At 64.2% G+C, this 25243-nt stretch carries 26 protein-coding genes, 1 tRNA gene and 1 pseudogene; 15 read left to right on the top strand and 13 right to left on the bottom strand.

Annotated elements, in window-relative coordinates:
• Positions 1–5: 5 nt before the first annotated feature.
• Genes AAFN89_RS00140 through AAFN89_RS00130 form a run of 3 tightly spaced genes read left to right on the top strand, consistent with a single transcriptional unit; the run spans position 6 to position 2994 of the window.
• On the top strand, positions 6–1109 hold the full coding sequence (locus AAFN89_RS00140; protein WP_347534648.1) for an ABC transporter substrate-binding protein: 1104 nt from the start codon (positions 6–8) through the stop codon (positions 1107–1109).
• The gene (locus tag AAFN89_RS00135) at positions 1106–2170 is read left to right on the top strand and encodes an iron ABC transporter permease (RefSeq protein WP_347534646.1); all 1065 of its coding nucleotides are present in this window, start codon (positions 1106–1108) and stop codon (positions 2168–2170) included. The genes AAFN89_RS00140 and AAFN89_RS00135 overlap by 4 nt, the downstream gene beginning before the upstream one ends.
• Positions 2167–2994, top strand: a complete 828-nt coding sequence (locus AAFN89_RS00130) for an ABC transporter ATP-binding protein (RefSeq protein WP_347534644.1) — start codon at positions 2167–2169, stop codon at positions 2992–2994. The genes AAFN89_RS00135 and AAFN89_RS00130 overlap by 4 nt, the downstream gene beginning before the upstream one ends.
• Positions 2995–3265: 271 nt before the next feature.
• On the opposite strand, the gene AAFN89_RS00125 is transcribed toward AAFN89_RS00130, so the two are convergent.
• The 3 genes from AAFN89_RS00125 to AAFN89_RS00115 form a co-directional block, all read right to left on the bottom strand.
• Positions 3266–4060, bottom strand: a complete 795-nt coding sequence (locus AAFN89_RS00125) for a terminase small subunit (protein WP_347534642.1) — start codon at positions 4058–4060, stop codon at positions 3266–3268.
• Between the two features lie 86 nt (positions 4061–4146).
• Positions 4147–4491 carry a type II toxin-antitoxin system PemK/MazF family toxin gene (locus AAFN89_RS00120; RefSeq protein WP_347534640.1) on the bottom strand — a complete coding sequence of 115 codons (345 nt, stop codon included), beginning with the start codon at positions 4489–4491 and terminating at the stop codon, positions 4147–4149.
• A complete protein-coding gene (locus tag AAFN89_RS00115; protein WP_347534638.1) occupies positions 4488–4712 on the bottom strand; it encodes an antitoxin MazE family protein in 225 nt (74 codons plus the stop codon). The genes AAFN89_RS00120 and AAFN89_RS00115 overlap by 4 nt, the downstream gene beginning before the upstream one ends.
• A gap of 98 nt (positions 4713–4810) precedes the next feature.
• On the opposite strand from AAFN89_RS00115, the gene AAFN89_RS00110 reads away from it, so the two are divergent.
• Positions 4811–5725: a pyrroline-5-carboxylate reductase dimerization domain-containing protein gene (locus tag AAFN89_RS00110; RefSeq protein WP_347534636.1), complete on the top strand. Its 915-nt coding sequence runs from the start codon at positions 4811–4813 to the stop codon at positions 5723–5725.
• A gap of 17 nt (positions 5726–5742) precedes the next feature.
• Here AAFN89_RS00110 and AAFN89_RS00105 read toward each other — a convergent pair whose 3' ends face one another.
• Positions 5743–6396, bottom strand: coding sequence for a TetR/AcrR family transcriptional regulator (locus AAFN89_RS00105; RefSeq protein WP_347534634.1), 654 nt, complete (start codon positions 6394–6396; stop codon positions 5743–5745).
• Between the two features lie 188 nt (positions 6397–6584).
• Here AAFN89_RS00105 and AAFN89_RS00100 point away from each other — a divergent pair, with 188 nt between their 5' ends.
• Complete coding sequence (locus AAFN89_RS00100) at positions 6585–8621, top strand: NADH:flavin oxidoreductase (protein ID WP_347534632.1); 2037 nt, start codon at positions 6585–6587, stop codon at positions 8619–8621.
• Positions 8622–8709: 88 nt separating this feature from the next.
• On the opposite strand, the gene proX is transcribed toward AAFN89_RS00100, so the two are convergent.
• From proX to AAFN89_RS00080, 4 genes are all read right to left on the bottom strand, one after another.
• A complete protein-coding gene (gene proX / locus AAFN89_RS00095) occupies positions 8710–9744 on the bottom strand; it encodes a glycine betaine/L-proline ABC transporter substrate-binding protein ProX (protein ID WP_347534630.1) in 1035 nt (344 codons plus the stop codon).
• A 52-nt stretch (positions 9745–9796) separates the two neighbouring features.
• A complete protein-coding gene (locus AAFN89_RS00090) occupies positions 9797–10753 on the bottom strand; it encodes a proline/glycine betaine ABC transporter permease (protein WP_347534628.1) in 957 nt (318 codons plus the stop codon).
• A gap of 2 nt (positions 10754–10755) precedes the next feature.
• Entirely contained in the window at positions 10756–11892 is a 1137-nt protein-coding gene (locus AAFN89_RS00085) for a betaine/proline/choline family ABC transporter ATP-binding protein (protein WP_347534626.1), read from the bottom strand.
• Positions 11893–12046: 154 nt separating this feature from the next.
• Positions 12047–12982 carry a LysR substrate-binding domain-containing protein gene (locus tag AAFN89_RS00080; RefSeq protein WP_347534624.1) on the bottom strand — a complete coding sequence of 312 codons (936 nt, stop codon included), beginning with the start codon at positions 12980–12982 and terminating at the stop codon, positions 12047–12049.
• A 145-nt stretch (positions 12983–13127) separates the two neighbouring features.
• Here AAFN89_RS00080 and AAFN89_RS00075 point away from each other — a divergent pair, with 145 nt between their 5' ends.
• Positions 13128–14690: a trimethylamine methyltransferase family protein gene (locus AAFN89_RS00075; RefSeq protein ID WP_347534622.1), complete on the top strand. Its 1563-nt coding sequence runs from the start codon at positions 13128–13130 to the stop codon at positions 14688–14690.
• Between the two features lie 182 nt (positions 14691–14872).
• Here the strand turns inward: AAFN89_RS00075 and AAFN89_RS00070 are convergent, their stop codons facing one another.
• On the bottom strand, positions 14873–15715 hold the full coding sequence (locus tag AAFN89_RS00070; RefSeq protein WP_347534620.1) for a terminase small subunit: 843 nt from the start codon (positions 15713–15715) through the stop codon (positions 14873–14875).
• A 440-nt stretch (positions 15716–16155) separates the two neighbouring features.
• Entirely contained in the window at positions 16156–16434 is a 279-nt protein-coding gene (locus tag AAFN89_RS00065) for a hypothetical protein (RefSeq protein WP_347534618.1), read from the bottom strand.
• A 249-nt stretch (positions 16435–16683) separates the two neighbouring features.
• Here AAFN89_RS00065 and AAFN89_RS00060 point away from each other — a divergent pair.
• The 5 genes and pseudogenes from AAFN89_RS00060 to AAFN89_RS00040 form a co-directional block, all read left to right on the top strand.
• Positions 16684–16953 (top strand): annotated as a pseudogene (locus tag AAFN89_RS00060) (type II toxin-antitoxin system RelE/ParE family toxin); the annotation flags it as partial.
• Entirely contained in the window at positions 16946–17161 is a 216-nt protein-coding gene (locus tag AAFN89_RS00055) for a helix-turn-helix transcriptional regulator (protein ID WP_347534616.1), read from the top strand. The pseudogene AAFN89_RS00060 and the gene AAFN89_RS00055, both read left to right, overlap by 8 nt.
• An 85-nt stretch (positions 17162–17246) precedes the next feature.
• Positions 17247–17423 carry a hypothetical protein gene (locus AAFN89_RS00050; RefSeq protein WP_347534614.1) on the top strand — a complete coding sequence of 59 codons (177 nt, stop codon included), beginning with the start codon at positions 17247–17249 and terminating at the stop codon, positions 17421–17423.
• 220 nt (positions 17424–17643) lie between these two features.
• Positions 17644–18510 carry a WYL domain-containing protein gene (locus tag AAFN89_RS00045; protein WP_347534612.1) on the top strand — a complete coding sequence of 289 codons (867 nt, stop codon included), beginning with the start codon at positions 17644–17646 and terminating at the stop codon, positions 18508–18510.
• Between the two features lie 36 nt (positions 18511–18546).
• Positions 18547–19338, top strand: a complete 792-nt coding sequence (locus AAFN89_RS00040) for a hypothetical protein (RefSeq protein ID WP_347534610.1) — start codon at positions 18547–18549, stop codon at positions 19336–19338.
• A 167-nt stretch (positions 19339–19505) separates the two neighbouring features.
• Here the strand turns inward: AAFN89_RS00040 and AAFN89_RS00035 are convergent.
• Positions 19506–19581 (bottom strand) — tRNA-Glu (locus AAFN89_RS00035).
• A 164-nt stretch (positions 19582–19745) separates the two neighbouring features.
• Between AAFN89_RS00035 and AAFN89_RS00030 the strand changes: the two genes are divergently transcribed.
• Together AAFN89_RS00030 and AAFN89_RS00025 are read left to right on the top strand one after the other, a co-directional pair.
• On the top strand, positions 19746–20513 hold the full coding sequence (locus AAFN89_RS00030; RefSeq protein WP_347534608.1) for a CDP-alcohol phosphatidyltransferase family protein: 768 nt from the start codon (positions 19746–19748) through the stop codon (positions 20511–20513).
• Entirely contained in the window at positions 20510–21253 is a 744-nt protein-coding gene (locus AAFN89_RS00025) for an FkbM family methyltransferase (RefSeq protein WP_347534606.1), read from the top strand. Before AAFN89_RS00030 ends, AAFN89_RS00025 begins: the two co-directional genes overlap by 4 nt.
• A gap of 219 nt (positions 21254–21472) precedes the next feature.
• Here the strand turns inward: AAFN89_RS00025 and AAFN89_RS00020 are convergent, their stop codons facing one another.
• Positions 21473–22516, bottom strand: coding sequence for a low specificity L-threonine aldolase (locus tag AAFN89_RS00020; protein ID WP_347534604.1), 1044 nt, complete (start codon positions 22514–22516; stop codon positions 21473–21475).
• A gap of 54 nt (positions 22517–22570) precedes the next feature.
• Positions 22571–22882 carry a hypothetical protein gene (locus AAFN89_RS00015; protein ID WP_347534602.1) on the bottom strand — a complete coding sequence of 104 codons (312 nt, stop codon included), beginning with the start codon at positions 22880–22882 and terminating at the stop codon, positions 22571–22573.
• Position 22883: 1 nt separating this feature from the next.
• Between AAFN89_RS00015 and AAFN89_RS00010 the strand changes: the two genes are divergently transcribed.
• Entirely contained in the window at positions 22884–23858 is a 975-nt protein-coding gene (locus tag AAFN89_RS00010; RefSeq protein WP_347534600.1) for an RluA family pseudouridine synthase, read from the top strand.
• 156 nt (positions 23859–24014) lie between these two features.
• Complete coding sequence (gene rpoH, locus AAFN89_RS00005; protein WP_347534598.1) at positions 24015–24899, top strand: RNA polymerase sigma factor RpoH; 885 nt, start codon at positions 24015–24017, stop codon at positions 24897–24899.
• The last annotated feature ends 344 nt before the right edge of the window (positions 24900–25243 follow it).

The raw sequence follows: 25243 nt of genomic DNA, 5'->3' as shown, positions 1-25243 counted from the left end.
GGGCATTGGCGACAGCCATCCTTTTGCTCGTTCTGGCAGCCGTCCCGGCGCGTGCCGACTGGCCGGAGACGATGACGGACCTGGCGGGCCGGGAGGTGACGATCGCCCGAGAGCCGGAACGCATCCTGCTGGGAGAAGGGTTCCTGCTTCTCTCGCTGGGCTTCGTGACCTCCGATCCGGTCGCCAGCCTGGCCGGCTGGGGCGGCGACCTGAAATCCTTCGACCCGGCCACCTACGCGCTGTTCGCGGAAGCGTTCCCGGCGCTGGAGGCGCTGCCGACCGTGGGGCTGGGCAGCTTCGAGACCTTCTCCGTCGAGCAGGCGCTGGCGCTCCGTCCGGATCTGGTCGTGTTCAGCCTGTGGCAGGCTGCCGACGATCCGGCCGAACTGGCCGCGCCGTTCGAGGCGGCGGGAATCCCGGTGCTGTTCGTCGATTTCTACCAGGACCCGCTGGACAACACGATCCGGAGCCTGGAGCTGCTGGGCCGGGCGCTGGGCCAGGAGGAAAGGGTCGCGGTCTTCACGTCCTTCTATGAGGAGCATCTGGCCCGCATCATCGACCGCCTCGGCGAAGAGCCGGCCAAGCGGCCGAGCGTGCTGCTGCACGCCTTTCCCGGTCTGTGGCCCTGCTGCTGGTCTGCCGGCGGAGGCGGGATCGGGGAGACGATCGAGCTTGTGGGCGGCCGCAATATCGGGGCGGACAGGTTCCCGACGGCCAATGGCGGGCAGCTCAACCTGGAATATGTCATCACGCAGGACCCGGAAATCTATATCGCGACCGGCGTCGCCGGCGCGGCGGCGGACGGGTTGCAGGTCGGGTCCGGCGTAGAGGCCGACGCGGCGCGGGCCAGCCTGGAGGCGGTGGTCGAAGCGCCGGGCCTCGCGACGCTCACCGCCACGAGCGAGGGACGGGTCCACGGGTTGTGGAACTTCTTCAACGGCAGCCCGCTCAACATCCTGGCGATCGAGGCGATGGCCGGCTGGATCCGCCCGGATTTGTTCGGCGATATCGACCCCCACGCCACGCTGGCGGAGATCAACGAGCGCTTCTCCGCCGCGCCGTTCCGGGGGACGTACTGGATCAGCCTGGACCCGCCGGGGCCGCGATGACGGAGTCCGCCAGCATCGAAGGGGCGGCGGGAACGCTCGCCCAATATGACCGGCTGCAACGCCGCCGGGCGCTGGTTCTCGCCGCGCTCGGCATCGGCGTCGTGCTGGCCTTCTTCGCGGATTTGCTGGTCGGGCCGTCGAGCCTCGGCGCGATGGATGCGCTCAAGGGTCTTTTCGATCCGGAGGGGATGAGCCCAGCCGCCATCGTCATCATCCGCGACGTGCGCCTGCCATACGCCGCCATGGCGGTGCTTGTGGGGGCCGGCCTGTCGCTGGCCGGGGCGGAGATGCAGACGATCCTCAACAACCCGCTGGCCAGCCCGTTCACGCTCGGCGTCTCCTCCGCCGCGTCGCTGGGCGCGGCGCTCGCCATCGTCCTGAATGTCGGCCTGCCGGGCGTGCCGCAGGGCTGGATCGTCTCCGCCAACGCCTTCCTCTTCGCCTTCGGATCGGTGCTGATGCTCCAGGCGCTGGCGCGGCTGCGCGGGACGGGGGTGGAGACGCTGGTGCTGTTCGGCATCGCCATGGTCTTCACCTTCAACGCGCTGGTCGCGCTGATGCAGTTCGTGGCGAGCCAGGACGCGCTCCAGCAACTCGTCTTCTGGAGCATGGGCAGCCTGTCGCGCGCGGACGGCGAATCGATCGGCGTGATGGCGGCGGTGCTGGCCTGCGTCGCCCCCTTCTCCGTCGCCGCCGCCTGGAAGATGACGGCGCTGCGCTTCGGCGAGGACAGGGCGCGATCCTTCGGAATCAACGTCGCGCGGCTGCGCTTCGCCTCGCTGCTGCGGGTCAGCGTGCTGGCCGCGACAGCCGTCGCCTTCGTCGGCACGATCGGCTTCATCGGGCTGGTCGGCCCGCACATGGCGCGGCTTCTGGTGGGCGAGGATCATCGCTTCTTCCTGCCGGCCTCCATGCTGTCGGGAGCGCTGGTGATGTCGCTCGCCTCGCTCGCCAGCAAGGCGCTGGTGCCCGGCGCGGTGCTGCCGGTGGGCATCGTCACCGCGCTGATCGGCGTGCCCTTCTTCCTCGCGCTCATCCTCGGCCGGCGGGAGCGGGTATGACCGGCGCACCCTCCCCCATCCCTGCCGACGCCGCCTCCCGAGGCCTCGCCGTCCGGTCGCTGACCGCCGGATACCGCCGCCGGCCGGTGATCGAGGGGCTGATCCTGCCTCAGGTGGAGGCCGGCCATGTGACGGCGCTGGTGGGGCCGAACGCGGCGGGCAAGACGACGCTGCTGCGCGCGCTGGCCGGGCTGCTGCCTGCGAAGGGCTCCGTCACGCTGGACGGGCGGGAGCTTCTGGGCCTGCCGGCCGCGCGGCACGCCGCCTTCGTGACCTACATGCCCCAGGCGCTGCCGCAACGCGTCGCGCTGACCGTGCTGGAGGCGACGATCAGCGCGCTCAGGGCCTCTCCCGTTCCCGGCATCGAGGGTGACGCGGCGGCGGCGCGACGGCGGGCGGCGGCGACGCTCGATCGGCTGGGCATCGGCGATCTGGCGCTCGCCTCGCTGGACGAGTTGTCGGGCGGGCAGCGGCAGCTCGCCAGCCTGGCCCAGGCGCTGGCGCGGGAGCCTTCGGTGCTGCTGCTGGACGAACCGACGAGCGCGCTCGACCTCCATCACCAGTTCGGGGTCATGACCCTGCTGCGCGAGGTGGCGCGGGAGCGCGGCATCGTCGCCGTGGCGGTGCTGCACGATCTGAGCCTCGCCGCCCGGCACGCCGACCGGGTGATGGTGATGGCGCGGGGCGCGCTGGCCGCCGCCGGCCGGCCGGAGGAGGCGCTGACCCCGGCGGTGCTGGCCGAAATCTACCATGTCGCCGCCCGCGTGGAGCCCTGCACCCGCGCCCATCCGCAGATCATCGTGGACGGGTTGACGGGGGGTTGAGGGAGCTTCCACGGCTGCTTTCCTGCTCGCATTCGGCCGTCGTTTCCCCTCACCCAACCCTCTCCCCTGAGGGGCGAGGGCTACCAACCTCACCCTCGCCCCTTTGGGGAGAGGGAGGGACCCGACCGCGAAGCGGGCGGGAGGGTGAGGGGAAAATCCTTCGGGCTCGCGCCGACCGGACGAACAAACCAACCAACCCCCCTCACCCAACCCTCTCCCACGAGGGGAGAGGGCTTTTTTCGATGTGGGCTTTTGTCGGCATTTTCGAGCTTCAGAGCGCGAGGTGGCCGCCGGCGGCGGCGCGCCTGCGGCCGGGGCCGGGCTCGCGATAGGTGGTGCGGTCCGGCCGCTCGATCAGGTGGGCATGGCCGGTGCGGCGGGCGGCGGCGCGGGCGCGCGCCCAGAGATGCTGGTTGGAGAGCAGGCAGTTCTGATCGTCGGGGGCAAGGCCGAGATAGATCGGATCCTCCTCCCAGGGATGCCGACCGAGCCCGTCCCAAGCGACGCCGTCGGCCAGCAGCGGCGCGGCAGGTATCGCGACCGGATCGCTCATCGCCCGGTCGTCCTCCGGGTAGCGGCCCTTCTCGTCGGGCTCGTCCGACAGGAAGCGGATAGGCCCCTCCCCGCCGTCACCGCCATCATCGCCGCCGTCGTCGTCCTCATCCTCCTCGGCGTCGAGCAGCCCGTCCGTGGGCTGGAGGGCGGCGTGGGCGATCTCGGGCAACTGGCGGGCGAAATGGCCGTTCAGCTTCGCGATCAGCTCGACGGCGCGGAGCGCCAGCCCGAACTTCCCTTCCTCCCGCGCCTTGTCCAGCGTCTCCCGCGCGATGGCGACGAGGTCCGCGACCTCCCTGTTGCGCGCTTCCAGCAACCCGTCGCGCAGATCCTCGATCCGCCTGCGGATATAGGGCTTCGCGAGCAGCCGGGCGGCCTGTCCTCGGGCGTTGTCGACGGAATAGCCCGCCGCCCGCGCCGCCGAGGCGGCCGACGCGCCGTGGGCAACCGAGCGGCAGAACGCCTCCTGCCTGGGCGGCATGTCGGGGATGGGAGAAGCGGTGTGGGCCATGGTTCCTGTTCCTGTGCCGATGACGGAAATAGGAAAAATAACCTATTTTGGGGAAACTTCAAGATTGACGTTTGGAAACTCGGCCGTCACTTCGCCCTCGGCGATACGGCCAGACCGAGGAAAACGAGCATCGCCTGATTGAGGCGCAGGATATCCTCGTCATCCAGCCGCCCGATCCGCGCTCCGACCTTGGATTTCGGAACGGTCGTGATCTTGTCCACCATCAACCGGCATGATGCCCGGAGTCCGTTGCGCCCGTTCGGCTCCACCGGCAGCCGGAACAGGGGCGCATCAGTCTCGTCCGTGGTGAAGGCGCAGACGGTGATGGAGTCCGTCGCGTCGAAACCGTCATCCTGCACGATGACGACGGGGCGCGGCTTCCCCGCATAATCCTTGCCGCCGGTGACGGTCCGGATGTCGCCACGCCTCATTCATCGCCCCAGTCCGACACGGCATCGATGAACGCCTGATCCTCGGCTGCCCCGGCGCTTTTCGCCACGGCAAGCGACTGCCGATGCGCTTCCGCCTTGAAGGAAGCGGCGCGCACGTCCGGCACCCAGATCTGGATCGGGCGGAGCCCTTGAGCGCGCAGCCGGGCGCGATGCTCGCCGACCTTCACGCGCGAGGGCTTGGGCTTCGATGCCGGGGGCATTCATTCTCCGTCACAGCAGGTTACATGTAACCTATCATATGCTGGCAGTTCTCCCTATCCCTTTCATGTGGAAATAACTCGGGTCGGACCTGTATGCGGTGGCAACTGTCGACCTTTGGTTGCCGCTGGACGAACACTGGTGGTCAGGTCAGTTTCGGCCACGACGAGGCACCTTTCACCGATCACCGCCAACTGAACCGAACATGAAGGACAACATCATGGAAACATCCAGCCGGATCGGGATCATCGGCGGCAATGGCTGGATCGGGGGCGCGCTTGCCCGCGCCATGGTCGGGACCGGCTTCCTTGCGCCCGCGCGCCTGACACTCTCCTGCCGGAGCGCGCCGCCGGGCTGGCTTCCGGAAGCGGTCTGGACCCATGACAACCAGGCCCTCGCCGACAGCGTCGATGTCGTCATCCTGTCCGTTCGTCCGCAGGACTGGCCGCGGGTTCGCATCTCGGCGGCCGGTAAGCTCGTCATCTCGGTGATGGCTGGCGTCCCGCTCGCCGACATCGCCGACCGGCTCGGGACCGCGCGGGTGGTTCGCGCCCTGCCGAATGCTGCGGCGGATGTCGGCAAATCGTATACGCCCTGGACCGCGATGGCGGCCCTGACCGATGCGGATCGTGCGCTGGTGCGGCGTATCTTCGATGCGTGCGGGACGCAGGACGAGGTCCCGCGCGAAGCGGACATCGACTATCTGACCGGACATTCGGGGACCGGACCCGCCTATCCGGCGCTGCTGGCGGCGGCGATGATGCAGGATGCAATCGCGCATGGAATTTCCCGGGAGGTGGCGCGCCGCGCGGTCATCGGCGTGATGGTGGGAGCCGGGCGCATCTTCGAGAAGACCGGCGAGGATCCGGCCGACATTGTGGCCTCCTTTCTGAACTATCGCGGAGTCACCGCCGCGGCGATCGAGGCGATGCAGGCAAGCGGTTTCCAGGATGCGGTGCGCGCCGGCCTGAGCGCCGCGCTGGAGAAAACCCTGGGCATGAAGGGCGCTGCCTGAAATCAGGAGCCCCTAACTCATCGTTTCTTCCGCGATTTGCCGGTTTGAGCCGCTTCGGCGAGCGGAAAGCCGTGCCTTGAGGCGAACCTCTCCATCTCGCGCCGCCGTGGGGCCTGCCCCGTGAAGATTTCCACATATTCGGGAATGCGCTTCATCCGAACGGAGATATCCTCGCGCGTATTCATGGAGATGTAGCCGATCTGGACGAGATAGATCGTTCGCGCCCGCACGTCGGCTGGATGCTCAGAATAGCCGAAGCGGATGAACATCTCCTTCAGCGCGGCGATCCTGGCCTTGTCTGCGGCCTCGATCTCGGCCGCGACCTCCGGCGATTGCAGCGCCCAACTTCGGACGGCGAATTCGAATTGCGAGTCGAACAGCGAGGGGTCGAGCCAGCAGTCGAAAACGTTCAGCATCGCTTCCGCGATGGTCTCTGCGTAGGCCTCGCATCGCCGGCGCACCCCGTCGGTGTTCCTGCCCTTCCAGCTCTGGAGCAGCGCGCCCAGCAGCGCCTCGCGGTCGGCGAAGAACCAGTAGAAGCTGGTGCGCGACAGGTTCAGCTTCTTCGCCAGCGGGAGGATGCGCACCGCATCCACGCCGGAATCGATCAGCGCCTCATAGGCGGCCGTGAGCCAGACCTCCCTGGAGCCTCGCCAGACCGTCTCGTTCAAGCTCGCCTCCCTAGTGTTCCGCGGGCGGACCGTGCTGCTGTCTGTACAATCATGTCAATTAACCTGACACAAGGTTCATGACAGCACTACACTTATGTATTGAGATCGGCCCTCCGATCCGGCATCTTGACATCGATGTACAGTGCGCGGCGATCCCCGGCTCCATGACGATTCAGGCAGGCTGGCCCATGTCGAACGACCCTCTCTTGCAGCCTTATCAGCTCAAGCATCTCACCCTGCGCAACAGGATCGTCGTCACCTCCCACGAGCCCGCCTATCCCGAGGACGGGATGCCGAAGGAGCGCTATCGCGCCTATCACGTCGAGCGGGCCAGGGGCGGCGTGGCGCTTACCATGACGGCGGGCTCCGCCGCGGTGTCGCTGGATAGCCCGCCCGTTTTCAACAACATCCTGGCCTATAAGGACGAGGTCGTGCCGTGGCTCAGGGATCTGGTCGATTCCTGCCATGAGCACGGCGCCGCCGTGATGATCCAACTGACGCATCTGGGGCGGCGCACGCGGTGGGATAAAGGCGACTGGCTGCCGGTCGTCTCACCGTCGCATGAGCGGGAAGCGGCGCACCGCGCCTTCCCGAAAAAGATGGAAGACTGGGACATTTCCCGCGTCATCAAGGATTTCGCGGATGCCGCCGAGCGCATGAAGGCGGCGGGCATGGACGGCATCGAGCTGGAGGCCTACGGGCACCTGCTGGACCAGTTCAACTCACCCCTGACGAACATTCTGGAGGAACCTTACGGCGGCGCGCTGGAGAACCGCACGCGGTTCATGTTCGATGTGCTGGGCGCGATCCGGGAGCGGGTGGGCCGGGACTTCATCGTCGGCGTCCGCTACAGCGCCGACGAGGTCCTTGCGGGCGGCAATTCGAAAGGCGACGGCCTGGAGATCTCGAAGCGCCTGAAGGATAGCGGCCTTGTCGACTTCCTGAACGTCATACGGGGCCATATCGACACCGACGCCGGCCTGACCGACGTCATCCCGATCCAGGGCATGGCGAGCGCGCCGCATCTGGATTTCGCCGGCGAGATCCGCGCCGCGACCGGGTTCCCCACCTTCCATGCCGCGAAGATCGCCGATGTCGCGACGGCGCGCCATGCCATCGCGACAGGCAAGGTGGACATGGTGGGCATGACGCGCGCCCACATGACCGACCCGCACATCGTCCGCAAGATCATGGAGAAACGCGAGGACGAGATCCGTCCCTGCGTCGGCGCGAACTACTGCCTGGACCGGATATACCAGGGCGGCGCCGCCTACTGCATCCACAACGCGGCCACCGGCCGCGAGATGACGATGCCGCATGACATCGCCAGGGCGGAGACGAAGCGCAAGATCGTCATCGTCGGCGCGGGCCCCGCCGGGCTTGAGGCGGCGCGCGTGGCGGGCGAGCGCGGTCACGAGGTCGTCGTCTTCGAGGCGGCAGGGTCCGCCGGCGGCCAGGTCAGGCTGACGGCGCAGAGTCCGCGCCGGCATGAGATGATAGGCATCATCGACTGGCGGCTGGCGCAGTGCGAGAAGCTGGGAGTCGATATCCGTTACAATAGCTGGGCCGAATCCGACGCCGTGCTGGCCGAGGAGCCCGATGTCGTCATCGTCGCGTCGGGCGGATTGCCCCACACGGAAGTCCTGACGGCAGGCAACGAGCTCGTCTTGTCCTCATGGGACATCATCGCCGGAGATTTGAAGCCCGGGTCCGACGTTCTGGTCTATGACGATGCGGGCGACCATGCCGGCCTCCAGGCGGCCGAGATAATCGCCGGGAGCGGCGCCAGGGTCGAAATCATGACCCCGGACCGATCGTTCGCGCCGGAGGTGATGGCGATGAACCTGGTGCCGTACATGCGGTCGCTGCAGAAACTCGATGCGATCTTCACGGTGACCTTCCGGCTGCAGGAGGTCCGGAAGGACGGCAACCAGCTCCTGGCCGTGATCGGCAGCGACTATGGCGGCGTCCGGAAAGAGCGCAGGTACGACCAGATCGTGGTCAATCACGGGACCATTCCGCTGGATGAGCTGTATTTCGAGCTCAAGCCCATGTCCCGGAACCTCGGCGCGGTTTCGCATGAGGAGCTTGTCGCGGGAAGGCCCCAGTCGCGCGCCGACAATCCGGAAGGTTCCTTCCAGCTGTTCCGGATCGGCGACGCGGTCGCCGCGAGGAACACCCATGCGGCCATCTATGACGGCCTGCGCCTCGCCAAGGATCTGTGAAGCGCCCGATCAGATAGTAAAGCGGCCAGACGGAGAGCCGTCTGGCCGCTGATCAGGCTCTATTCCCGATAAGGGGAGCGCGGATCGCTTATTCGGCGGCTGCCATCGCCGCCTCGATCCAGCCGTCGAAGGTCTCCTGGTTCGCCGCGATCCATTCCTCCGCCTGACGCTCCAGATCCTCGGGCCTGTCCGCGCCCTCGTACATCTGCGCGTTCTGGGCGAAGATGTCTTCGAGCGGAATGCTCATCTCCTCGAACAATGTCCTGGCGGCCGGATTTTCCTCCAGGAACTCATTGTTCGCGACCACCCGGATGTCGTTGGCGGGCCACCCCATCTGGCAGGGGTCGCTGGCGCATCCCGTCACGCCGGAAACGGCGGTCTGATCCTCCATATCCGCCTGTTCCTCCGGCAGGGAGGGCTCCTTGACCTCCAGCCACACCACGTCCTCGCCCGGCTTCAGCATGCCGACCGTCCAGTTGGGCGTCCAGGTGTAGAAGAAGATCGGCTGGCCCTGCTCATACCGGCTGATGGCGTCGGCCATCGAGGCGGCATAGGCCGCCTGGATGGCGTTGACCGTATCGCCAAGCTCGTACGCTTCCATCTGGTGGGTGATGGTGAGTTCGCAGCCCCATCCCGGAGGACAGGCGACGAGATCGGCCTTGCCGTCTCCGTTGCTGTCGAAAAGCTCTGCGACCTCAGGGTTCTGGAAATCTTCCAGATACCGAATGTCGTGTTCTTCGGCGGTCTTCTTGTCGATCAGATAGCCTTGCAGCGCGCCGCCCCTGGCGACATAGCCCACGGCGCTGGCCTTTCCTTCCATCTCGTCCAGATAGGTGTTGTGCAGCGGGAACCAGCCGCTCGCCCAGAAATCCACGTCGCCTTGCGCGACCGCCTGGTAGAAGGGCGGGTTGTCGAGTGCGATCGGCCCCTCGACCTCATAGCCGAGCGCCTCCATCGCCTTCTTGTAGATCTGCGCCTGGAACCATTCGGTGTCCCAGGTCGGCTGCGCCATCGAGACTGTGGTCCCCTCGCCCGGCAGCGACTGCGCCCAGGCCGGAGCCGCGCTCAGCGCGATCGCCGTCAACGCCGTGCCTACCCCCAAAAGAAATTTGCTTCTGGCCATTTCAATCCTCCCTTTTTCGTTTCAGTTCAGTTCTGTTCCGGAAAACCCGCCACTAGGCGGCTTTTTCCGACTCGGTCCGCTGTGCCGGCTCTTCAGCGGTCTCATCGGCGGCGCTCTTGCGCCGGCCACCACCTTCGCCGAGCGCCTGGGTGATCCGATCGAGGATAATGGCCATCAGCACGATGCCAAGCCCCCCGATCCCGGCATAACCGACGTCAAGCCGGCCGAGGCCGGTATAGACGGTCAATCCCAGCCCGCCCGCGCCGATCAGCGCGCCGATCACCGCCATCGACAAGGCGAGCATCAGCGTCTGGTTGACGCCCGTCATGATGGTGCGAAGCGCCAGCGGAAGCTGAATTTCCCACAATATCTCCCGCGGGGTGGAGCCGAAGGCGCGTCCGGCCTCGACGAGTTCCTGCTGCACCTGACGAATGCCGAGATTGGTCAGGCGCACCAGAGGCGGAAGCGCGAAGATGATGGTGGCGATGACGGCCGGCACCACCCCGACGCCGAACAGCATGACGATGGGAACCAGATAGACGAAGGACGGTATCGTCTGCATCACGTCGAGAATCGGCCGAAGGACCGCCGCCGTGCGGTCGCTGCGGGCGGCCGCGATGCCTATCGGGATTCCGACGACGATGCAGAACGTCACCGCCGTGATGATCATCGCCAGCGTGATCATCGTCTCCTGCCAGAGATTGATCCAGTCCAGCAGCACGAGGGAAACGAACGTCATGATGGCGATGCCGCGCCCGGCGATGCGCCAGGCCGCCAGGACGACCAGAATGACGATCACGGCGAAAGGGATCGCCAGAAGCAGCCATTGCAGCCCGTCGAGAACCTGGGAGATCGGCCACTCCAGCGCGCGGAACACCGGCCGCAGCGCGGGGACGAGCCAGTCCTTCACGACGGCCTCGATCCACTCGTCGAGAGGCAGGACCCAGTAGCTGGACGGCCGGGCCAAATCGGCGACCGCCTGAAGAGGACTCAAAGTCTCCGCCGCCATGGTCAGGACCCTCCCTGCTGCGCCGGCAGCCCGGCAAGCACGGCCGTAACGTCGGAAGCGGTCACGAAACCCTCCGGACGGCCTTCCGAATCGACCACCACGACCGGCGTCGGCGTGTCGGACACTTGCGCGAAAACCTCGTGAAGCGGGCGGCCGCCTTCGATGGAGGCTGCCCCGTTTGACAGCGCCTGGCGCGCCTCCTCCGGCTGCGGTCGTGATATCGCGGTGCGCACCGGCAGGACGCGGCCGCGATCGATGTCCTGGGTGAAGGCGGCGACATAGTCGTCCGCCGGATTGAGCACGATATCGGCCGGCCGCCCGACCTGCGCGAAACGGCCATCCTTCATCACCGCCACCCGATCGCCCAGCGTCAGCGCTTCGTTCAAATCATGGGTGATGAAGATGATCGTCGTGCGATAGCGGCGCTGAAGCTCGATCAGTTCTTTCTGCATATCGCGGCGGATAAGCGGATCAAGCGCGCTGAACGGTTCGTCCATCAGCAGGATTTCCGGATCCAGCGCCAGCGCCCGCGCCAGTCCCACACGCTGCTGCATGCCGCCGCTGAGGTCGGACGGACGCCGGTCGATCCAGCTTTCCAGGCCGACATTTTCCAGGGTCTTCAGAGCCTTGGCGCGGCGCTCCGGCTTCGCGAGACCGCGCATCTTCAGGCCGTATTCGACGTTTTCGGCGACCGTGCGGTGCGGCAGCAACGCGAAATGCTGAAAGACCATGGTGATCTTCTGCAGCCTGAGTTCCCGAATCCTCTCGTCGGTCGCCGTCACGACATCCTCGCCGTCGATCTCGATCCGGCCGATGGAGGGTTCGTGCAGACGGTTAAGGCAACGCACCAGGGTCGACTTGCCCGAACCGGACAGGCCCATGACGACGAATATCTCGCCGGCGTCCACCGAAAACGAAACGTCGTCGATGGCGACGACCGCGCCCGTCTGCTCAAGGATCTCGGCTCTGGAGAGACCATTCCTTTTCAGCGACAGGGCTTCCTCGACATTCGTGCCGAAGACCTTGCTCAGGCCCTGGACGTCAATGCGCCTGGATGCCGATGTCGAGTTCGTGGATATGTGACTTTCGCCCGATGTGCCGTGCATCACGGACAGGCTTGGCCAGAGCGCCGGGCGCATCTGGCGGCCACGCGTCGCTTCGCGGAATTCGTATCGATTTTTTTTCTAATCATGCCGTTCCTCCCGAATTGTCATGATTTGCGTTCGCGGACGGGCTTGTAAACCACACTCCTTTGAATGGTTGCCATAACCTCGCGTAATGTGAAGGTCGCGTTTATATTTTGCAACCCCTCGGCGCCGCGGCGGACTCGCCCGTCCCGGAACGGATCCAGGCCAGGAAGGATTCCACCGCGGGTTTTCGGCTAGGCGCCGGTTTCAGCACGACGAAATAGGCATGGCGGGTCTGCACGGATTCGGCGGCGACGCGGATAAGCTGCTTATGCTTCAGAAGGTCCGAGACCAGCCGCCGCCAGCCGAGCACCACGCCCTCCCCCCGCAAGGCGGCATAGATGGCGTCGGTGTAGAAGTTGCAGCTCAGCGTGATGTTGCAAAGATCGCTGCTGTAGCCGAACGCTCCCATCCATTGATCCCATCCGGTCCAGTTGGGATCGGGGGAGCCGCTGGCGATGAGATTGTGCCGCGTCAGGTCGGCCACGCAATCCGGCGCCCCGTGTTCCTCGATGTAGCCGGGGCTGCACACCGGAAAGATGTCGTCGCTGAACAACCGGATCGCCTTGCCGTCCGGCCAGTTTCCATTTCCGTAGCGTATGGCGATGTCGATGTCCTCCCGAAGCAGGTTCGCCGTGCTGTCCTGGGTCACGATCGTCAGCTTGACGTCGGGGTTGGAGCGCCTGAAGTCGGATATGTTGGGCAGCAGCCAGAAATGCGAAAAGGCGACCGACGCCGAAATCACCAGTTCGGCCGGTTTGCTCCGGTCGGTGATGTCCCGCACCGTCCGGGCGACAAGGCCCAGCGCCTCCGACATCGCCTTGGACAGGCTATGGCCGCCGGCCGTCAGCTCGATCGAGCGATGGAGCCTGCGGAAGAGTTGCAGATGCAGGGTCTCTTCAAGCGCCTGCACCTGCCGGCTGACGGCGGCCTGCGTGATCCCCAGCTCTCCGGCGGCCCTGGTGAAACTGCCGTGCCGGGCGGCCGCTTCGAAGACCACCAGGGATGTCATCGACGGAAGCTGGCGGCGATATCCAGACATGAGGCTGCCTCATGCAAAGCGAACGAAAAAGTGACCTTGACGCTTGTAACGCATAACGGATGCTCATGCACAGAAGCACTTCAGGCGTGTCCGTCCCGGGCCGGCGCGGACGGGATTTTCCGAAGTGTCGAATGGAGCCACCGAAATGGATCAGACTTCCGAACCAGCAGCCAGGCCCGGCCGGGGCCGTGAGCGCGGCGGGCGCAGCGCCCGACGCAATCAGCGGTCGCAGGGCCAGCAGGGCCTCGGCCGGCCCTATATCGTCCGCAACATCCCGACCTACGACATCCTTTCCGAAGAGAACCTGCTGCGGATAGAGGCGACGGCCGACCGCATCCTGGCCGAGATCGGGATCGAGTTCCGCGACGATCCGGTCGCGCTCGACCATTGGAAGCGGGCGGGCGCCGGCGTCGATGGCGTGCGGGTGAGGTTCGAGCCGAGCATGCTGCGCGAGATTCTCAAAACCGCGCCGGCCGAGTTCACCCAGCACGCGCGGAACCCGGCGAATTCAGTGCCGATCGGCGGCGGCAACGTCGTGTTCTCGCCGGCCTACGGCTCGCCCTTCGTCATGGATCTCGACAAGGGCCGGCGCTACGGCACGATCGAGGATTTCCGCAATTTCGTGAAGCTGGCGCAATCCTCGCCCTGGCTGCACCATTCCGGCGGCACGATCTGCGAGCCGGTCGACGTGCCGGTGAACAAGCGCCATCTGGACATGATCTACAGCCATATCCGCTATTCCGACCGCGGCTTCATAGGCTCGGTGACCGCGGAAAGCCGCGCCGAGGACTCGATCGAGATGGCGCGGCTCGTCTTCGGCCCGGACTTCGTCGACCGGAACTGCGTCATCCTGGGCAATGTCAACGTCAACTCGCCCCTGGTGTGGGACGCGACGATGACGACGGCGCTGCGCGCCTATGCGCGCGCCAACCAGGCGGCGGTGATCGTGCCGTTCATCCTGGGCGGCGCCATGGGGCCGGTGACGAATGCCGGCGCGATCGCGCAATCGCTGGCGGAAACCATGGCCGGCTGCGCGCTGACGCAGCTCGAACGGCCGGGCGCGCCGGTCATCTTCGGCAATTTCCTGTCCTCGATGTCGCTGCGATCCGGCTCGCCGACCTTCGGAACGCCGGAGCCGGCGATCGGCTCGATGGTGGTGGGGCAACTGGCCCGACGCCTCAACCTGCCGCTCCGCTGCTCCGGCAATTTCACCACTTCGAAACTGCCGGACGCCCATGCGATGAACGAGGGCACGATGTCGATGCTGGCGGCGATTCATTGCGGCGCCAACTTCATCCTGCACTCGGCCGGCTTCCTCGACGGGCTGCTTTCGATGTCCTACGAGAAATTCGTCATGGACGCCGATTTCTGCGGCGCGCTGCACACCTATCTCGACGGCGTCACGATCGACGACAACAGCCTCGCGCTCGACGCCTTCCGCGAGGTCGGGCCGGGCAGCCACTTCTTCGGCTGCGCCCACACCATGGCGAATTACGAGACGGCCTTCTGGGATTCCCAGGTCGCGGACAACGAGCCCTTCGAGAAATGGGAGGCGGCCGGCAGCGAGGACGCGGCGATCCGCGCCAACCATCGCTGGAAGCAGGCGCTGGCGGAATACCAGGCGCCGCCGCTCGACGAAGCCGTCGACGAGGCGCTGCGGGATTTCATGGAGCGCAGGAAATCCGAAATGCCGGATGCCTGGTATTGATGGCGGGGTCGCCCGCGTGGCGCCCCGCACCCACGCCGATCCGGGAGGTTGAGTTTCCATCCGGTCCTCTCGCTTTTTTCGTTCTCCGCTTTCAACCAACGCCCCTCACCCGACCCTCTCCCCGGAGGGGCGAGGGCTTTTTTCTTTGATGTGGGCTTTTGTCGGCTTTTGTGGGCTTTCGGTCACAGGCGCAGTTCGCCGCGACGGCTGCCCGGAGCGGGGGTTCGGTAGGTGTCGGGGGTGATGGGCTCGATCAGGCGTTGATATCCGGTGCGGCGGACGACGGCGCGTTCATGGGCGACGGTGCGCTCGGCGGAAAGGATGCCACGCTGTAGCCAGGGCTCCAGCCAGGGGAAGGCCGGATCGTCCTCGCAGGGATGGCGGCCGAGCCCGTCCCAGACCTCGCCGTCGGCGTAGCGCGGCGGGGCCGGGAGGACGGGGACTTCCGGGACGCCGCGATGGGACGCGACCAGGGCGTCCATGACCGGCTCATCCTCCGCGTACCAGCCCCGGTCGTTGGGTTCTTCCGACAGGAAACGGATCGCCTCCCCGCCGCCACCGTCATCTTCGCCGCCGTCACCGCCCTCGTCATCGCTGTAGTCCTCGTCCTCTTTCGCCTCCTCGGCGTCCAGCAGCCCGTCGGCGGGCTGGAGGGCGGCGTGGGCGATCTCCGGCAATTGCCGGGCGAACAGGCCGTTCAGCCTGGCGATAAGCTCAATGGCGCGGAGCATCGCCCCGAGCTTTCCTTCCTCCCGCGCCTTGTCCAGCGTCTCCCGGGCGATGGCGACAAGCTCCGCGACCTCCCTGTTGCGCGCCTCCAGCAGCCCGTCGCGCAGTTCCTCGATCCGCCGGCGGACATAGGGCCGGGCGAGCAGCCTTGTGGCCTGGCCCCGCGCATTGTCGACCGAATAGCCGGCGGCCCGCGCCGCCGCGGCGGCCGACGCGCCCTGGGCGACCGAGCGGCAGAACGCCTCCTGACGCGGCGGCATGTCGGGGATGGGAGCGGCGGAAGCGGTATGGGCCATGGTTCCTGTTCCTGTGCCGATGACGGGAATAGGAAAAATAGCCTATTATAGGGAAATTTCAAGAATCTGCTCGGACGCAGGCAGGAAAGTATTTTCTACTAGAAGCCTCTGGCTAATCTGAGTTTCCTCAGCCCCATCTCCTTTTGGAATCCAATGATCCAAACAGTAATAAGACATACAAAAAACCACAAAATCGCAGCTTTCGGCCACCAGTTTGACAAAGTCGTTAGGGCCACAAAGCCAGTAATAAAACACATAATATTTGGAAGCAATATGACAAAAGGTATTATGCTCAGAACAGGAATATTGATTAATTTTAGAGGCCATACTGATACGAGAGAATTAATACTACTAAAATGATATGGTGTATCTAATGGGTCGATACCGTTTAAATTTAATTTGTCTTTCTTTATACCAAGCAATATATATATTTCCACTAGCTAATGATTTATTGAAGAACTAGCGCAACCTGAACATACAAAAAATACCTGAGAAATTGCAATAACGCTACAAAACAGAAAGTATATATATTGCTCTTTAAATTTCACAGTAGAGCCATATATCTCCGCTGAACTTTCTAAACTCACCGTATCGGTCATTATTACTATAGATAAAATCGCCACAATAAGAGATATATTAAATGCAGAATGACTGACATCATCATATTTTCTTCTATTAGAATACAATTTATCGGCAAAATTTAAAAGCAATTCAGACATTGAAATCATCCATCACTATCGATGCCATCGCATCCGCTTCACATTGGAGCCGCACCTCGAACCCCACGATACGGCATAATTCATATAAATGTGAAACACTGACGATCTGAAGTTTCTAAGTCGACGCGCCTATGTCAACGATAGTTCCTTCTCTCTAAAATCTTAAATGAAACTCTCAAGCTTATATTCGCTTCCTCGTGCTAGGCGGCCTGGCATCGGGCTGGCGAAGGCGGAACTGAAGCGCTTCCCCAAGACATGCAGGCTCGATTCCTGCGCGTCGCCGGGCTGATCGAGGAGTTCGGCCCACACAAGGTTGGGATGCCCCATGTCCGACCCATAGACGACAAGCTGTGGGAAATGAGGATGACCGGCCGGGACGGCATCGCCCGGGCCATCTATTTTGCCGCGCGAGGCCGCCGGATCATGGTGATGAGGGTCTTCGTGAAGAGGAGCCAGAAGACGCCGCGCCGCGAGATCGATCTTGCGGCCGAACGGATGAAGGAGTTGGGCGATGGCTGAGAGGCTGAAGGACCTGAAGGCGGACCTCCTGCGGGACAAGGAGGTGCGCCGGGCCTATGAGGACATGGCGCCGGAATTCGAGATCGCGCGCGCCATCATCAAGGCGCGCGCCCAGGCCGGCCTGACCCAGGCGGAACTTGCCGAGCGCATGGAAACGTCGCAATCCTACGTCGCCCGCATCGAAAGCGGCCGCACCTGCCCAACATGAAGACCCTGATGCGGGTGGCGAAGGCGACCGGCATGCAGCCCCGGTTCGAGTTCGAGGCGGCGTGAGAGGTTGGATGAATTCGCTCATGCCCACTCTCAAGCCCATCCGGACGGAAGACGACCATAGCGCCGCGATCGAGGAGATCACGGCATTGTGGAACGCTGAACCCGGCACCTCCGAACATAACCGGCTGGAGGTTCTCGGCATTCTGGTGGACGCCTACGAAAGCATCCGCTGGCCGATAGATTCATCGAGCCGCTAAAGCTGCACGAAAGCGACGCCAGAAGCAGCTGAAATCTGCAGGACGACGGCTCCCTATCGCCATGGTCAGGAGACCCGGTAGCAGCGAAGAGTTGTAGATTACGACCCTACACCTGCTTTAGATTGCACTTTAGTAACTTCTCGGGAGGGGGCGCTCCATGATTCAAATTCTATCCGCACTAACAGCGCTATTCCATCGAACCGAAGCAACGCAACCGCGAATGGCACATACCTTCGCGGCAGCCGGCCTTGATACTGAAGATGATGAGGAGTTGCTTCTCGACATTGACTTAGATGAATTTTACGAAGACGAGATTGACCTATACGAAGAAGAGAAAAAATCCCCATCCCGTAAAAGTGGAATTTTTGGAAGGGAGGATATCAAGCGGATTGATGAAGATTTATGGGGAGTAACCTTCGCAATTGAATATAAAGATTCGAAAGGAGCGTCTTCACGCCGCCGTATTACTCTGCACCACCTTTATGAGGTCGACGGAGGACGCAGGTATCTTTATTGCCTGTGTCATGAGCGGAAAGCAAAGCGGACATTCCGGTTTGATCGCGTCCAAACCATCATCGATCTTGATGGGGTAGTTCACCAACCGGAGACATTTTTTGCGGAAGAACTACGGGTAGTATGGCCTCAACGTAGCTTCACGACCACTCATTCAGCACCTGGGTCTGCAACGACGAACAGCGTCGAGAAACCGGGGGCGGCGCATCGCCGAATTGCCCGCGATGGCCTACGGGTATTAGCAGCTTTGGCAAGAACTGACGGATTTCTTCATCCAGAAGAAATTGAGGTAATTCTTCAGTATATTGGTCGTAAAGCTGAGGCAGTAGGCTTAGAGATGTCAGAAGATGATCGCGGTGCCCTCGTCAGCCATCTGCGTCGCCAGTTTCCCAACGTTCATGTTCTTGAAAAATGCGTCAAGAAGTTGGAACTAGAGCCGGTTGTTGATCAGAAACTTCTCCTACGTCATGCAATCACTTTGGTGAATGTCGATGGTGTTCAGGACGAAAATGAATTTAATGTCTTGCTTGACCTTCAGCAACGGCTAGAAACCACCAAACTTCTACCCACCTAACTCTCCCATAAGTTATTTATTTAATGGAATAAATTAATGAATGTGGATGACGCGCTAGCTTTTCTCTGTGAGAAGCTAAAAGAAAATCCCGATAAATATCGAAGTTATGGGTATGATGTTTATCTTCCACAGATTTATGAGCTTGCCTATGCATCCGCCAATGGATTGAATACCCATCAATATGGGCGTGAGATTTCGTCAAAAGGATTGGAATTTTCTCCGGTTTTCTATGCGGCGGCATGGGAGTTGTGCAGGCGAGGCATTCTCCGTCCGGGCATTAGCAAAGCGGGTAGGCAGATCACTGATGATGGGCAAGCCGGCAACGGCTATTCTTACACTCCTGTTGGCCGAAAATGGCTTAACGACACCAATCCATTTCAATTTATTCCAATCGAACCTACAAAACTGGGACAGCTTCTCGGGCGCTTTGAGGCAAGGTTCGGTTCTGGCTTTCATCAACGCGCCCAAGAATCTATAAAATGCTACCACTCCACTGCCTATCTCGCCGCGTGCGTCATGGCTGGTGCGGCAGCTGAATCAATTTTGATAGCTTTAGCAATTTCTATATCTGGCGATGAGGCAGAGGTACTCAGGAAGTACAAAGGAAGCCATGGCACTCAAGCGGTGCGTAGAATAGTCGCCCCGAGTGCCAAACCTCATGTGGAAAGACAGATCGACACATTTATTGGGCTTATCAGCTATTGGCGTAACGACGCAGCTCACGGGACAGCTTCCGTGATTGCAGAATTTGAAGCGTTTGAAGCGGTCGGGCGCCTTTTACGATTTGCTCATTGGGCTGATGATCAGTGGGATTCTCTCACAAGCTGAGGCCGCTTGCGCGGAAAACAATCAGATGCCACTCAGCAGATATCAGTTATCGCGAAGACAGAATCTGAGCAAATGCTGAACTGAGCATCAATGGATTCCCGATCAAGTCGGAAATGACTTCAAATTTTGATGGTGTTCGGGGAGAATCGCGGCCTTGCCGGAAATCTTGGCGTCCCCTACGGGATTCGAACCCGTGTTGCCGCCGTGAAAGGGCGGTGTCCTAGGCCTCTAGACGAAGGGGACGCGGAGGCGCGTCTAGGTAGCCTAGGGGCCGGGCGCGTGCAAGGGGTTTTTCCCTTCTTTCAGCCCGACGGCGGACGGCGGTTGGCGGCGTAATTCTTCTTCGCTCGCGCGATCGTGATGGGAGGGGCTTTACGAAAGCCGCAATCGGGCGATTTCATAGGGTCATGACGGTTCCCGCCTCATCCCTGCCCCCCGCCGCGCCGCGCGTTCCCGGCTTCCTGTTGCCGGTCGCAGCGGCGGGGGCCGTGATGGCGGGGGCCGTGGCGCTGACGGAACTGGCGGGCGGGCCGTTCTCCTATACCGCGCTGCCAGCGCTTGGGGCGTTCGCGGTCGTGGTCGGGCTGATGGTCTGGTTCCATCGACGGCTCGGGAGCCTTGGCCCGTTCGGCGCGGCCAACGCCGTCACGCTGGGGCGCGGGCTGATCGCCGCGTGGCTGGCCGGGCTGATCTGCACGGGGCCGGAGATCGGGATCGTGGGATGGTGGATCGCGGGCGCGGCTTTCCTTGCCCTGCTGCTGGACGGGATCGACGGCTGGCTCGCCCGCTGGCAGCGGACCGTCTCCGCCTTCGGGGCGCGGTTCGACATGGAGGTCGACGCGCTGCTGCTGCTGGTCCTGTCGCTGCTGGCCTGGGAGGCCGGGCGGGCGGGGCCGTGGGTCCTGCTGATCGGGCTGATGCGCTATGGCTTCGTCGCGACGGCCTATGCCCTGCCCTGGATGGATGCACCGCTGCCGCCGCGGTTCCGGCGGAAGGCGGTCTGCGTGGCGCAGGGGCTGGCGCTGGCGCTGGTCTTCGTCCCGCCTGTTCCCGACGCGGTCGCGGCGACGCTGGCGGCGGGGGCGCTGGGGCTGCTGGCCCTCTCCTTCGCCGGGGATGTGGGGTGGCTTATCCGTAACCGGCCGGGGCGGCAGCCGGGGCGGCGAATGGCATGAGGCCGGCTCTCCTGACCGCCGCCGGCATCGCGCGGTCGATGGCGATCTATTACGGCATTCCCGGCCGCCGGGAGCGGCTGGCGCGGTTCTATGCCGGGTTCCTGAAGCCGGGCGACCTCTATGTCGATATCGGCGCCCATGTCGGGCATCGGGTGCGGGCGGCGCTGGCGGCCGGAGCGCGGGTGGTGGCGCTGGAGCCGCAGCCTTCCTGCCGGGCGGTGCTGGAGCGGCTTTATGGCGGGCGTCCGGAAGTCACGATCTCAGGCGAGGCGATCGGGGCGAAGGCCGGGCGGGCCAGTTTGCGGATCAGCCGGTGGAATCCGACCGTCGCGACGATGGATGCGGGATGGATGGAAACCGTCTCCCGCGATCCCGGCTTCGCGCGGGTGCGGTGGGACGATGAAGTGGAGATCCCGGTGACGACGCTGGACGCGCTGATCGCACGGCACGGGCTTCCGGCCTTCGTGAAGATCGACGTGGAGGGGTCCGAGGCGGCGGCTCTGGCGGGGCTGGGCCGCGCCCTGCCCCATCTCAGTTTCGAGGCGCTGCCGGCCGCGCCAGAGGCCGCACGGGCGTGCCTCGACCGGCTGGAGGCGCTGGGGCCGCACCGGTACAATCTGATGCGCGGGGAGAAGGCGGGCTTCGCCTTTCCCGACTGGGTGGACGCGGCGGCCATGGCGGAGCGGCTGGGGCGGGAGACGCGGTCGGGGGATGTTCACGCGCGGTCTGGGTCGGCGTGACCGTGCCCGGCCTTTTGCCGTCGGTGGGGCGGTCGGGGCCTATGGATTCTGGATCAGGTCCAGAATGACCAACAAAAACAATGTCATGCTGGGCTTGAGGCGGTGAGCGTCAGAGCCACCCTCACCCTCCCACCGCTTCGCGGCGGGCCCCTCCCTCTCCCGCGAAGCAGGAGAGGGGAAATTACGATCAAAGTTAGCGCCTAGGGGCTTGATCCAGTATCAGGCGCGTAGCCGTTCCCGTCCCACGAGCGTGCCGGCCGTGTCGAGGAAGGCGTCGATATGGGCGGGGTCGGCGGCGAAGGACATTACAAGCCGGGCGGTTCCGTCGGGCCAGCGGTAGAAGCGGAAGCCGGCTTCCTCCAGCCCCTCGGCGACCGGGGCCGGCAGGGTGACGAAGATCTCGTTCGCCTCCACCGGATGGGCCAGTTCCAGGCCGGGGAGCGCGGAGAGGCCTTCGGCCAGCCGGACCGCCTGGGCGTTGGCGTGGGACGCCAGCCGCAGCCACAACCCGTCCTCCAGATAGGCGTCGAGCTGGAGCGACAGGAAGCGCGATTTGGAGAAGAGGTGCCCCGCCCGCTTGCGCCGGAAGGCGAAGTCCCGCGCCTTCTCCGGATCGAAGAAGACCACCGCCTCGGCCGCCATGCAGCCATTCTTGGTGGCCCCGAAGGACAGCGCGTCGACACCGGCGCGCCAGGTGAGATCGGCGGGATCGCAGTCGAGATGCGCCACCGCGTTGGCGAAGCGCGCGCCATCCATATGGACCGCCATGCCATGGGTGTGGGCGATTTCCGACAGGGCTGCGACCTCGTCCGGCCGGTAGATCGTGCCGGCCTCCGTCGCCTGGGTCAGGCTGAGGGCGGCGGGCTGGACGTGGTGGACCTCGCCCTGCCCGCTTTGCGCCAGAGCGGCGGTCAGCCGGTCCGGCTCGATCTTGCCGTGCGGGCCGTCGAGCAGAACAAGTTTGGCGCCGCCGGTGTAGAATTCCGGCGCGCCGCATTCATCGACCTGGATATGCGCGTCGCGGTGGCAGTAGACGGAACCGTAGGGCGGGCAGAGGGCGGAGAGCGCCAGCGAATTGGCGGCGGTGCCGGTGGCGACGGGGAAGGTCGCGACCTCTCTGCCGAACAGCGCCGACATCTTCTCCGAAAGCCTCTCGGTGACCGGATCGGCCCCGTAGGACGAGACCGCGCCGGCGGCCCCTTCGGTCAGGGCCTTCAGGATCTCCGGCGCCGCGCCGGCCACATTGTCGCTTCTGAAATCCATTGTTTCCGTCCATCAGATGGTGAGCCGCGTCACGGCGCGGCCGTATTCGAAGGGCTATTCTGCTTCGGTGATATCAAGCGTTCCCAGAACATCGCCGGTCGCCGGATCGATGAAGAAGGCGCGGCCTGTCCCGTCCGGCATGGCGACATTGACGACCAGTTGGTCCCCTACCCCCGCCATGCCGGCGATGCGCGCGCCTTCGGGTAGCGCCAGCGTCGAGGCGAAGGGTTCGCCTGCCGGAGCGGCTGTCGCCACGGGCGGCTCGACGGGTTCCCCGCTGCGGCGTATCACTTCGTACGCCACCAGGGCAAAGCCGGCGACGATGGCGACGCCCATGGCGATGACGAGGAATTTGAGAGCCCGCACGATGCCGTTCCGATCCGCAGATGACGCAAGCCCGGCCGACCGGCGGGACGTGACCGCGGAGAGCGAGGGCAGGCTGGACAAAATTCTGGCCGCGGCGCTGCCCGACCTTTCGCGCGCCCGGCTTCAGGGGCTGATCGCGTCGGGCCATGTCGCCGGCGACGGCGGGACGATAGACGACGCCTCGCGGCGGGTCAAACCGGGTCAGCGCTTCATCATCGTGGTGCCCCCGGCGGTCGCCGCCGAGCCCGAGCCGCAGGCGATGGACCTGGCGGTCGTCTACGAGGACGAGGCGATCCTGGTGCTGGACAAGCCGGCGGGGCTGGTCGTCCACCCGGCGGCGGGGAACCCGGACCGGACGCTGGTCAACGCGCTGCTGGCTCATTGCGGGGACAGCCTGTCGGGGATCGGCGGGGTCGCCCGGCCGGGCATCGTCCACCGGCTGGACAAGGACACCAGCGGGCTGATGGTGGTGGCGAAGAACGATTCCGCCCATGCCGGGCTGTCGGCCCAGTTCGCGGACCGGACGCTGTCGCGCAGCTACCTCGCCGTCACGCGCGGCGTGCCCTCCCCCCGCAGAGGCGTGATCGAGGGCGCGATTGGCCGCAGCGGCCGGGACCGGAAGAAAATGGCGGTCGTCTCCCGCAACGGGAAGGAAGCGACGACGTTCTATGAGGTGCGGGAGGCGCTGGGCCTGTCGGCCGCGCTGGTCGCCTGCGAGCTGGCGACCGGGCGCACCCACCAGATCAGGGTGCATCTGACCTCAATCGGCCATCCGATCGTCGGCGATCCAACCTATGGCGGCGGCGTTCGGGGAGACGGGCCGGATAAGGCGGTGATGCGCTCCTTCCCGCGCCAGGCGTTGCATGCCGCGCATTTGAAGCTGGTCCACCCGCTGACGGGGGAAAAGATGAATTTCGACAGCCCGATGCCGGCGGATATGACGACGCTCACAAGCGCTTTGCGCGGGGCGGATTAATATATACCTGAGTGTGGAACTAGGTTATTATAAGTCGTGTTCCCCAACAGATGACTTCGCCGGCTTCAGAGCGCCGGCATCGGCCGGGACCTGCGACGCGAGGTCGGCCAGGCAGTGTTATCGAGTACGTGCGTCAGAGAGAGGATAGGAACGGATATGGCACAGGCCCCCAGCCTCCCCGCCGTCGGTTCGGAAGGCAATCTTGGCCGATATTTGCAGGAAATTCGCCGGTTCCCGATGCTGGAACCGGGCGAGGAATACATGCTGGCCAAGGCCTGGCGCGAGCATGACGATACGGAATCGGCCCACAAGCTGGTGACCAGCCATCTGCGCCTGGTCGCCAAGATCGCGATGGGCTATCGCGGCTACGGCCTGCCGCTGTCGGAACTGATCTCCGAAGGCAATGTCGGGATGATGCAGGCGGTCAAGCGCTTCGACCCGGAGCGCGGCTTCCGGCTGGCGACCTATGCGATGTGGTGGATCCGCGCCGCGATCCAGGAATATATCCTGCATTCCTGGTCGCTGGTGAAGATGGGCACGACGGCCGCGCAGAAGAAGCTGTTCTTCAATTTGCGCAAGCTGAAGGGCCAGCTTCAGGCGATCGAGGAGGGCGACCTGCCGCCGGAGACGGTGACGGAGATCGCGACGCGGCTGGACGTGCCGGAGCAGGACGTCATCAACATGAACCGCCGGCTGGCGAGCCCCGACCACAGCCTGAACGCGCCCCTGCGCATGGATGGCGAGGGCGAGTGGCAGGACTGGCTGGTCGATGACGGCGAGAGCCAGGAGGTCCAGCTTGCCGACCGGCAGGAGCTGGGCAAGCGCCGGCAGCTTCTGAAGAACGCCATGAAGCATTTGAACGACCGGGAGCGCCACATCCTCACCGAACGCCGGTTGCAGGACAACCCGACGACGCTGGAGGACCTGTCCCAGGAATACGGCATCAGCCGGGAACGGGTGCGCCAGATCGAAGTGCGGGCGTTCGAGAAGCTGCAGAAGGCGATCCGCAACGCGGCGATCGAGGAGAAGCTGGCGAGCTGATTGGGGTGGGGAGGCTTTGGCCACCCCTCACCTTGAGCTTGTCGAAAGGTGCGTGCCGACATGGTTCGACGGGCTGACCATGAGGTTTGTTGGTAGTTGGTCATTCCCGACTTGATCGGGAATCCATGGGCCTTCGCCGCTTCGCCGGCGGTGCAGGGCCGGGTCCGGTCCCGGCGGCCATCGACGCCGCATGGATGCCGGATCAAGTCCCCTCCTCTTCGAATGTGCAACCGGGAACATTCCTGACAGTTAGTCCGGATACATTCCTGACAGTCAATCCGGCTGGGGTTCGTGAGCCGGTTTGGCGCGGGGCGGCCGCCCCGCGCCAAACCGGGCGGCTTTTC

The sequence above is a fragment of the Inquilinus sp. CAU 1745 genome, assembly GCF_039839375.1.
In the GTDB taxonomy this organism is placed as follows: Bacteria; Pseudomonadota; Alphaproteobacteria; order DSM-16000; family Inquilinaceae; genus JBDOQU01.
The sequence above is the reverse complement of the archived record's forward strand: the minus strand, read 5'-3'. Positions and strand labels throughout refer to the sequence as shown.

Coding starts and splice junctions, on each gene's coding strand:
- AAFN89_RS00135 (WP_347534646.1), top strand. CDS start 1,106: ATGACGGAGTCCGCCAGCATCGAAGGGGCGGCGGGAACGCTCGCCCAA.
- AAFN89_RS00130 (WP_347534644.1), top strand. CDS start 2,167: ATGACCGGCGCACCCTCCCCCATCCCTGCCGACGCCGCCTCCCGAGGC.
- AAFN89_RS00125 (WP_347534642.1), bottom strand. CDS start 4,060: ATGGCCCACACCGCTTCTCCCATCCCCGACATGCCGCCCAGGCAGGAG.
- AAFN89_RS00120 (WP_347534640.1), bottom strand. CDS start 4,491: ATGAGGCGTGGCGACATCCGGACCGTCACCGGCGGCAAGGATTATGCG.
- AAFN89_RS00115 (WP_347534638.1), bottom strand. CDS start 4,712: ATGCCCCCGGCATCGAAGCCCAAGCCCTCGCGCGTGAAGGTCGGCGAG.
- AAFN89_RS00100 (WP_347534632.1), top strand. CDS start 6,585: ATGTCGAACGACCCTCTCTTGCAGCCTTATCAGCTCAAGCATCTCACC.
- proX (WP_347534630.1), bottom strand. CDS start 9,744: ATGGCCAGAAGCAAATTTCTTTTGGGGGTAGGCACGGCGTTGACGGCG.
- AAFN89_RS00090 (WP_347534628.1), bottom strand. CDS start 10,753: ATGGCGGCGGAGACTTTGAGTCCTCTTCAGGCGGTCGCCGATTTGGCC.
- AAFN89_RS00085 (WP_347534626.1), bottom strand. CDS start 11,892: ATGCGCCCGGCGCTCTGGCCAAGCCTGTCCGTGATGCACGGCACATCG.
- AAFN89_RS00080 (WP_347534624.1), bottom strand. CDS start 12,982: ATGTCTGGATATCGCCGCCAGCTTCCGTCGATGACATCCCTGGTGGTC.
- AAFN89_RS00075 (WP_347534622.1), top strand. CDS start 13,128: ATGGATCAGACTTCCGAACCAGCAGCCAGGCCCGGCCGGGGCCGTGAG.
- AAFN89_RS00070 (WP_347534620.1), bottom strand. CDS start 15,715: ATGGCCCATACCGCTTCCGCCGCTCCCATCCCCGACATGCCGCCGCGT.
- AAFN89_RS00065 (WP_347534618.1), bottom strand. CDS start 16,434: ATGTCTGAATTGCTTTTAAATTTTGCCGATAAATTGTATTCTAATAGA.
- AAFN89_RS00055 (WP_347534616.1), top strand. CDS start 16,946: ATGGCTGAGAGGCTGAAGGACCTGAAGGCGGACCTCCTGCGGGACAAG.
- AAFN89_RS00050 (WP_347534614.1), top strand. CDS start 17,247: ATGCCCACTCTCAAGCCCATCCGGACGGAAGACGACCATAGCGCCGCG.
- AAFN89_RS00045 (WP_347534612.1), top strand. CDS start 17,644: ATGGCACATACCTTCGCGGCAGCCGGCCTTGATACTGAAGATGATGAG.
- AAFN89_RS00040 (WP_347534610.1), top strand. CDS start 18,547: ATGAATGTGGATGACGCGCTAGCTTTTCTCTGTGAGAAGCTAAAAGAA.
- AAFN89_RS00030 (WP_347534608.1), top strand. CDS start 19,746: ATGACGGTTCCCGCCTCATCCCTGCCCCCCGCCGCGCCGCGCGTTCCC.
- AAFN89_RS00025 (WP_347534606.1), top strand. CDS start 20,510: ATGAGGCCGGCTCTCCTGACCGCCGCCGGCATCGCGCGGTCGATGGCG.
- AAFN89_RS00020 (WP_347534604.1), bottom strand. CDS start 22,516: ATGGATTTCAGAAGCGACAATGTGGCCGGCGCGGCGCCGGAGATCCTG.
- AAFN89_RS00010 (WP_347534600.1), top strand. CDS start 22,884: ATGCCGTTCCGATCCGCAGATGACGCAAGCCCGGCCGACCGGCGGGAC.
- rpoH (WP_347534598.1), top strand. CDS start 24,015: ATGGCACAGGCCCCCAGCCTCCCCGCCGTCGGTTCGGAAGGCAATCTT.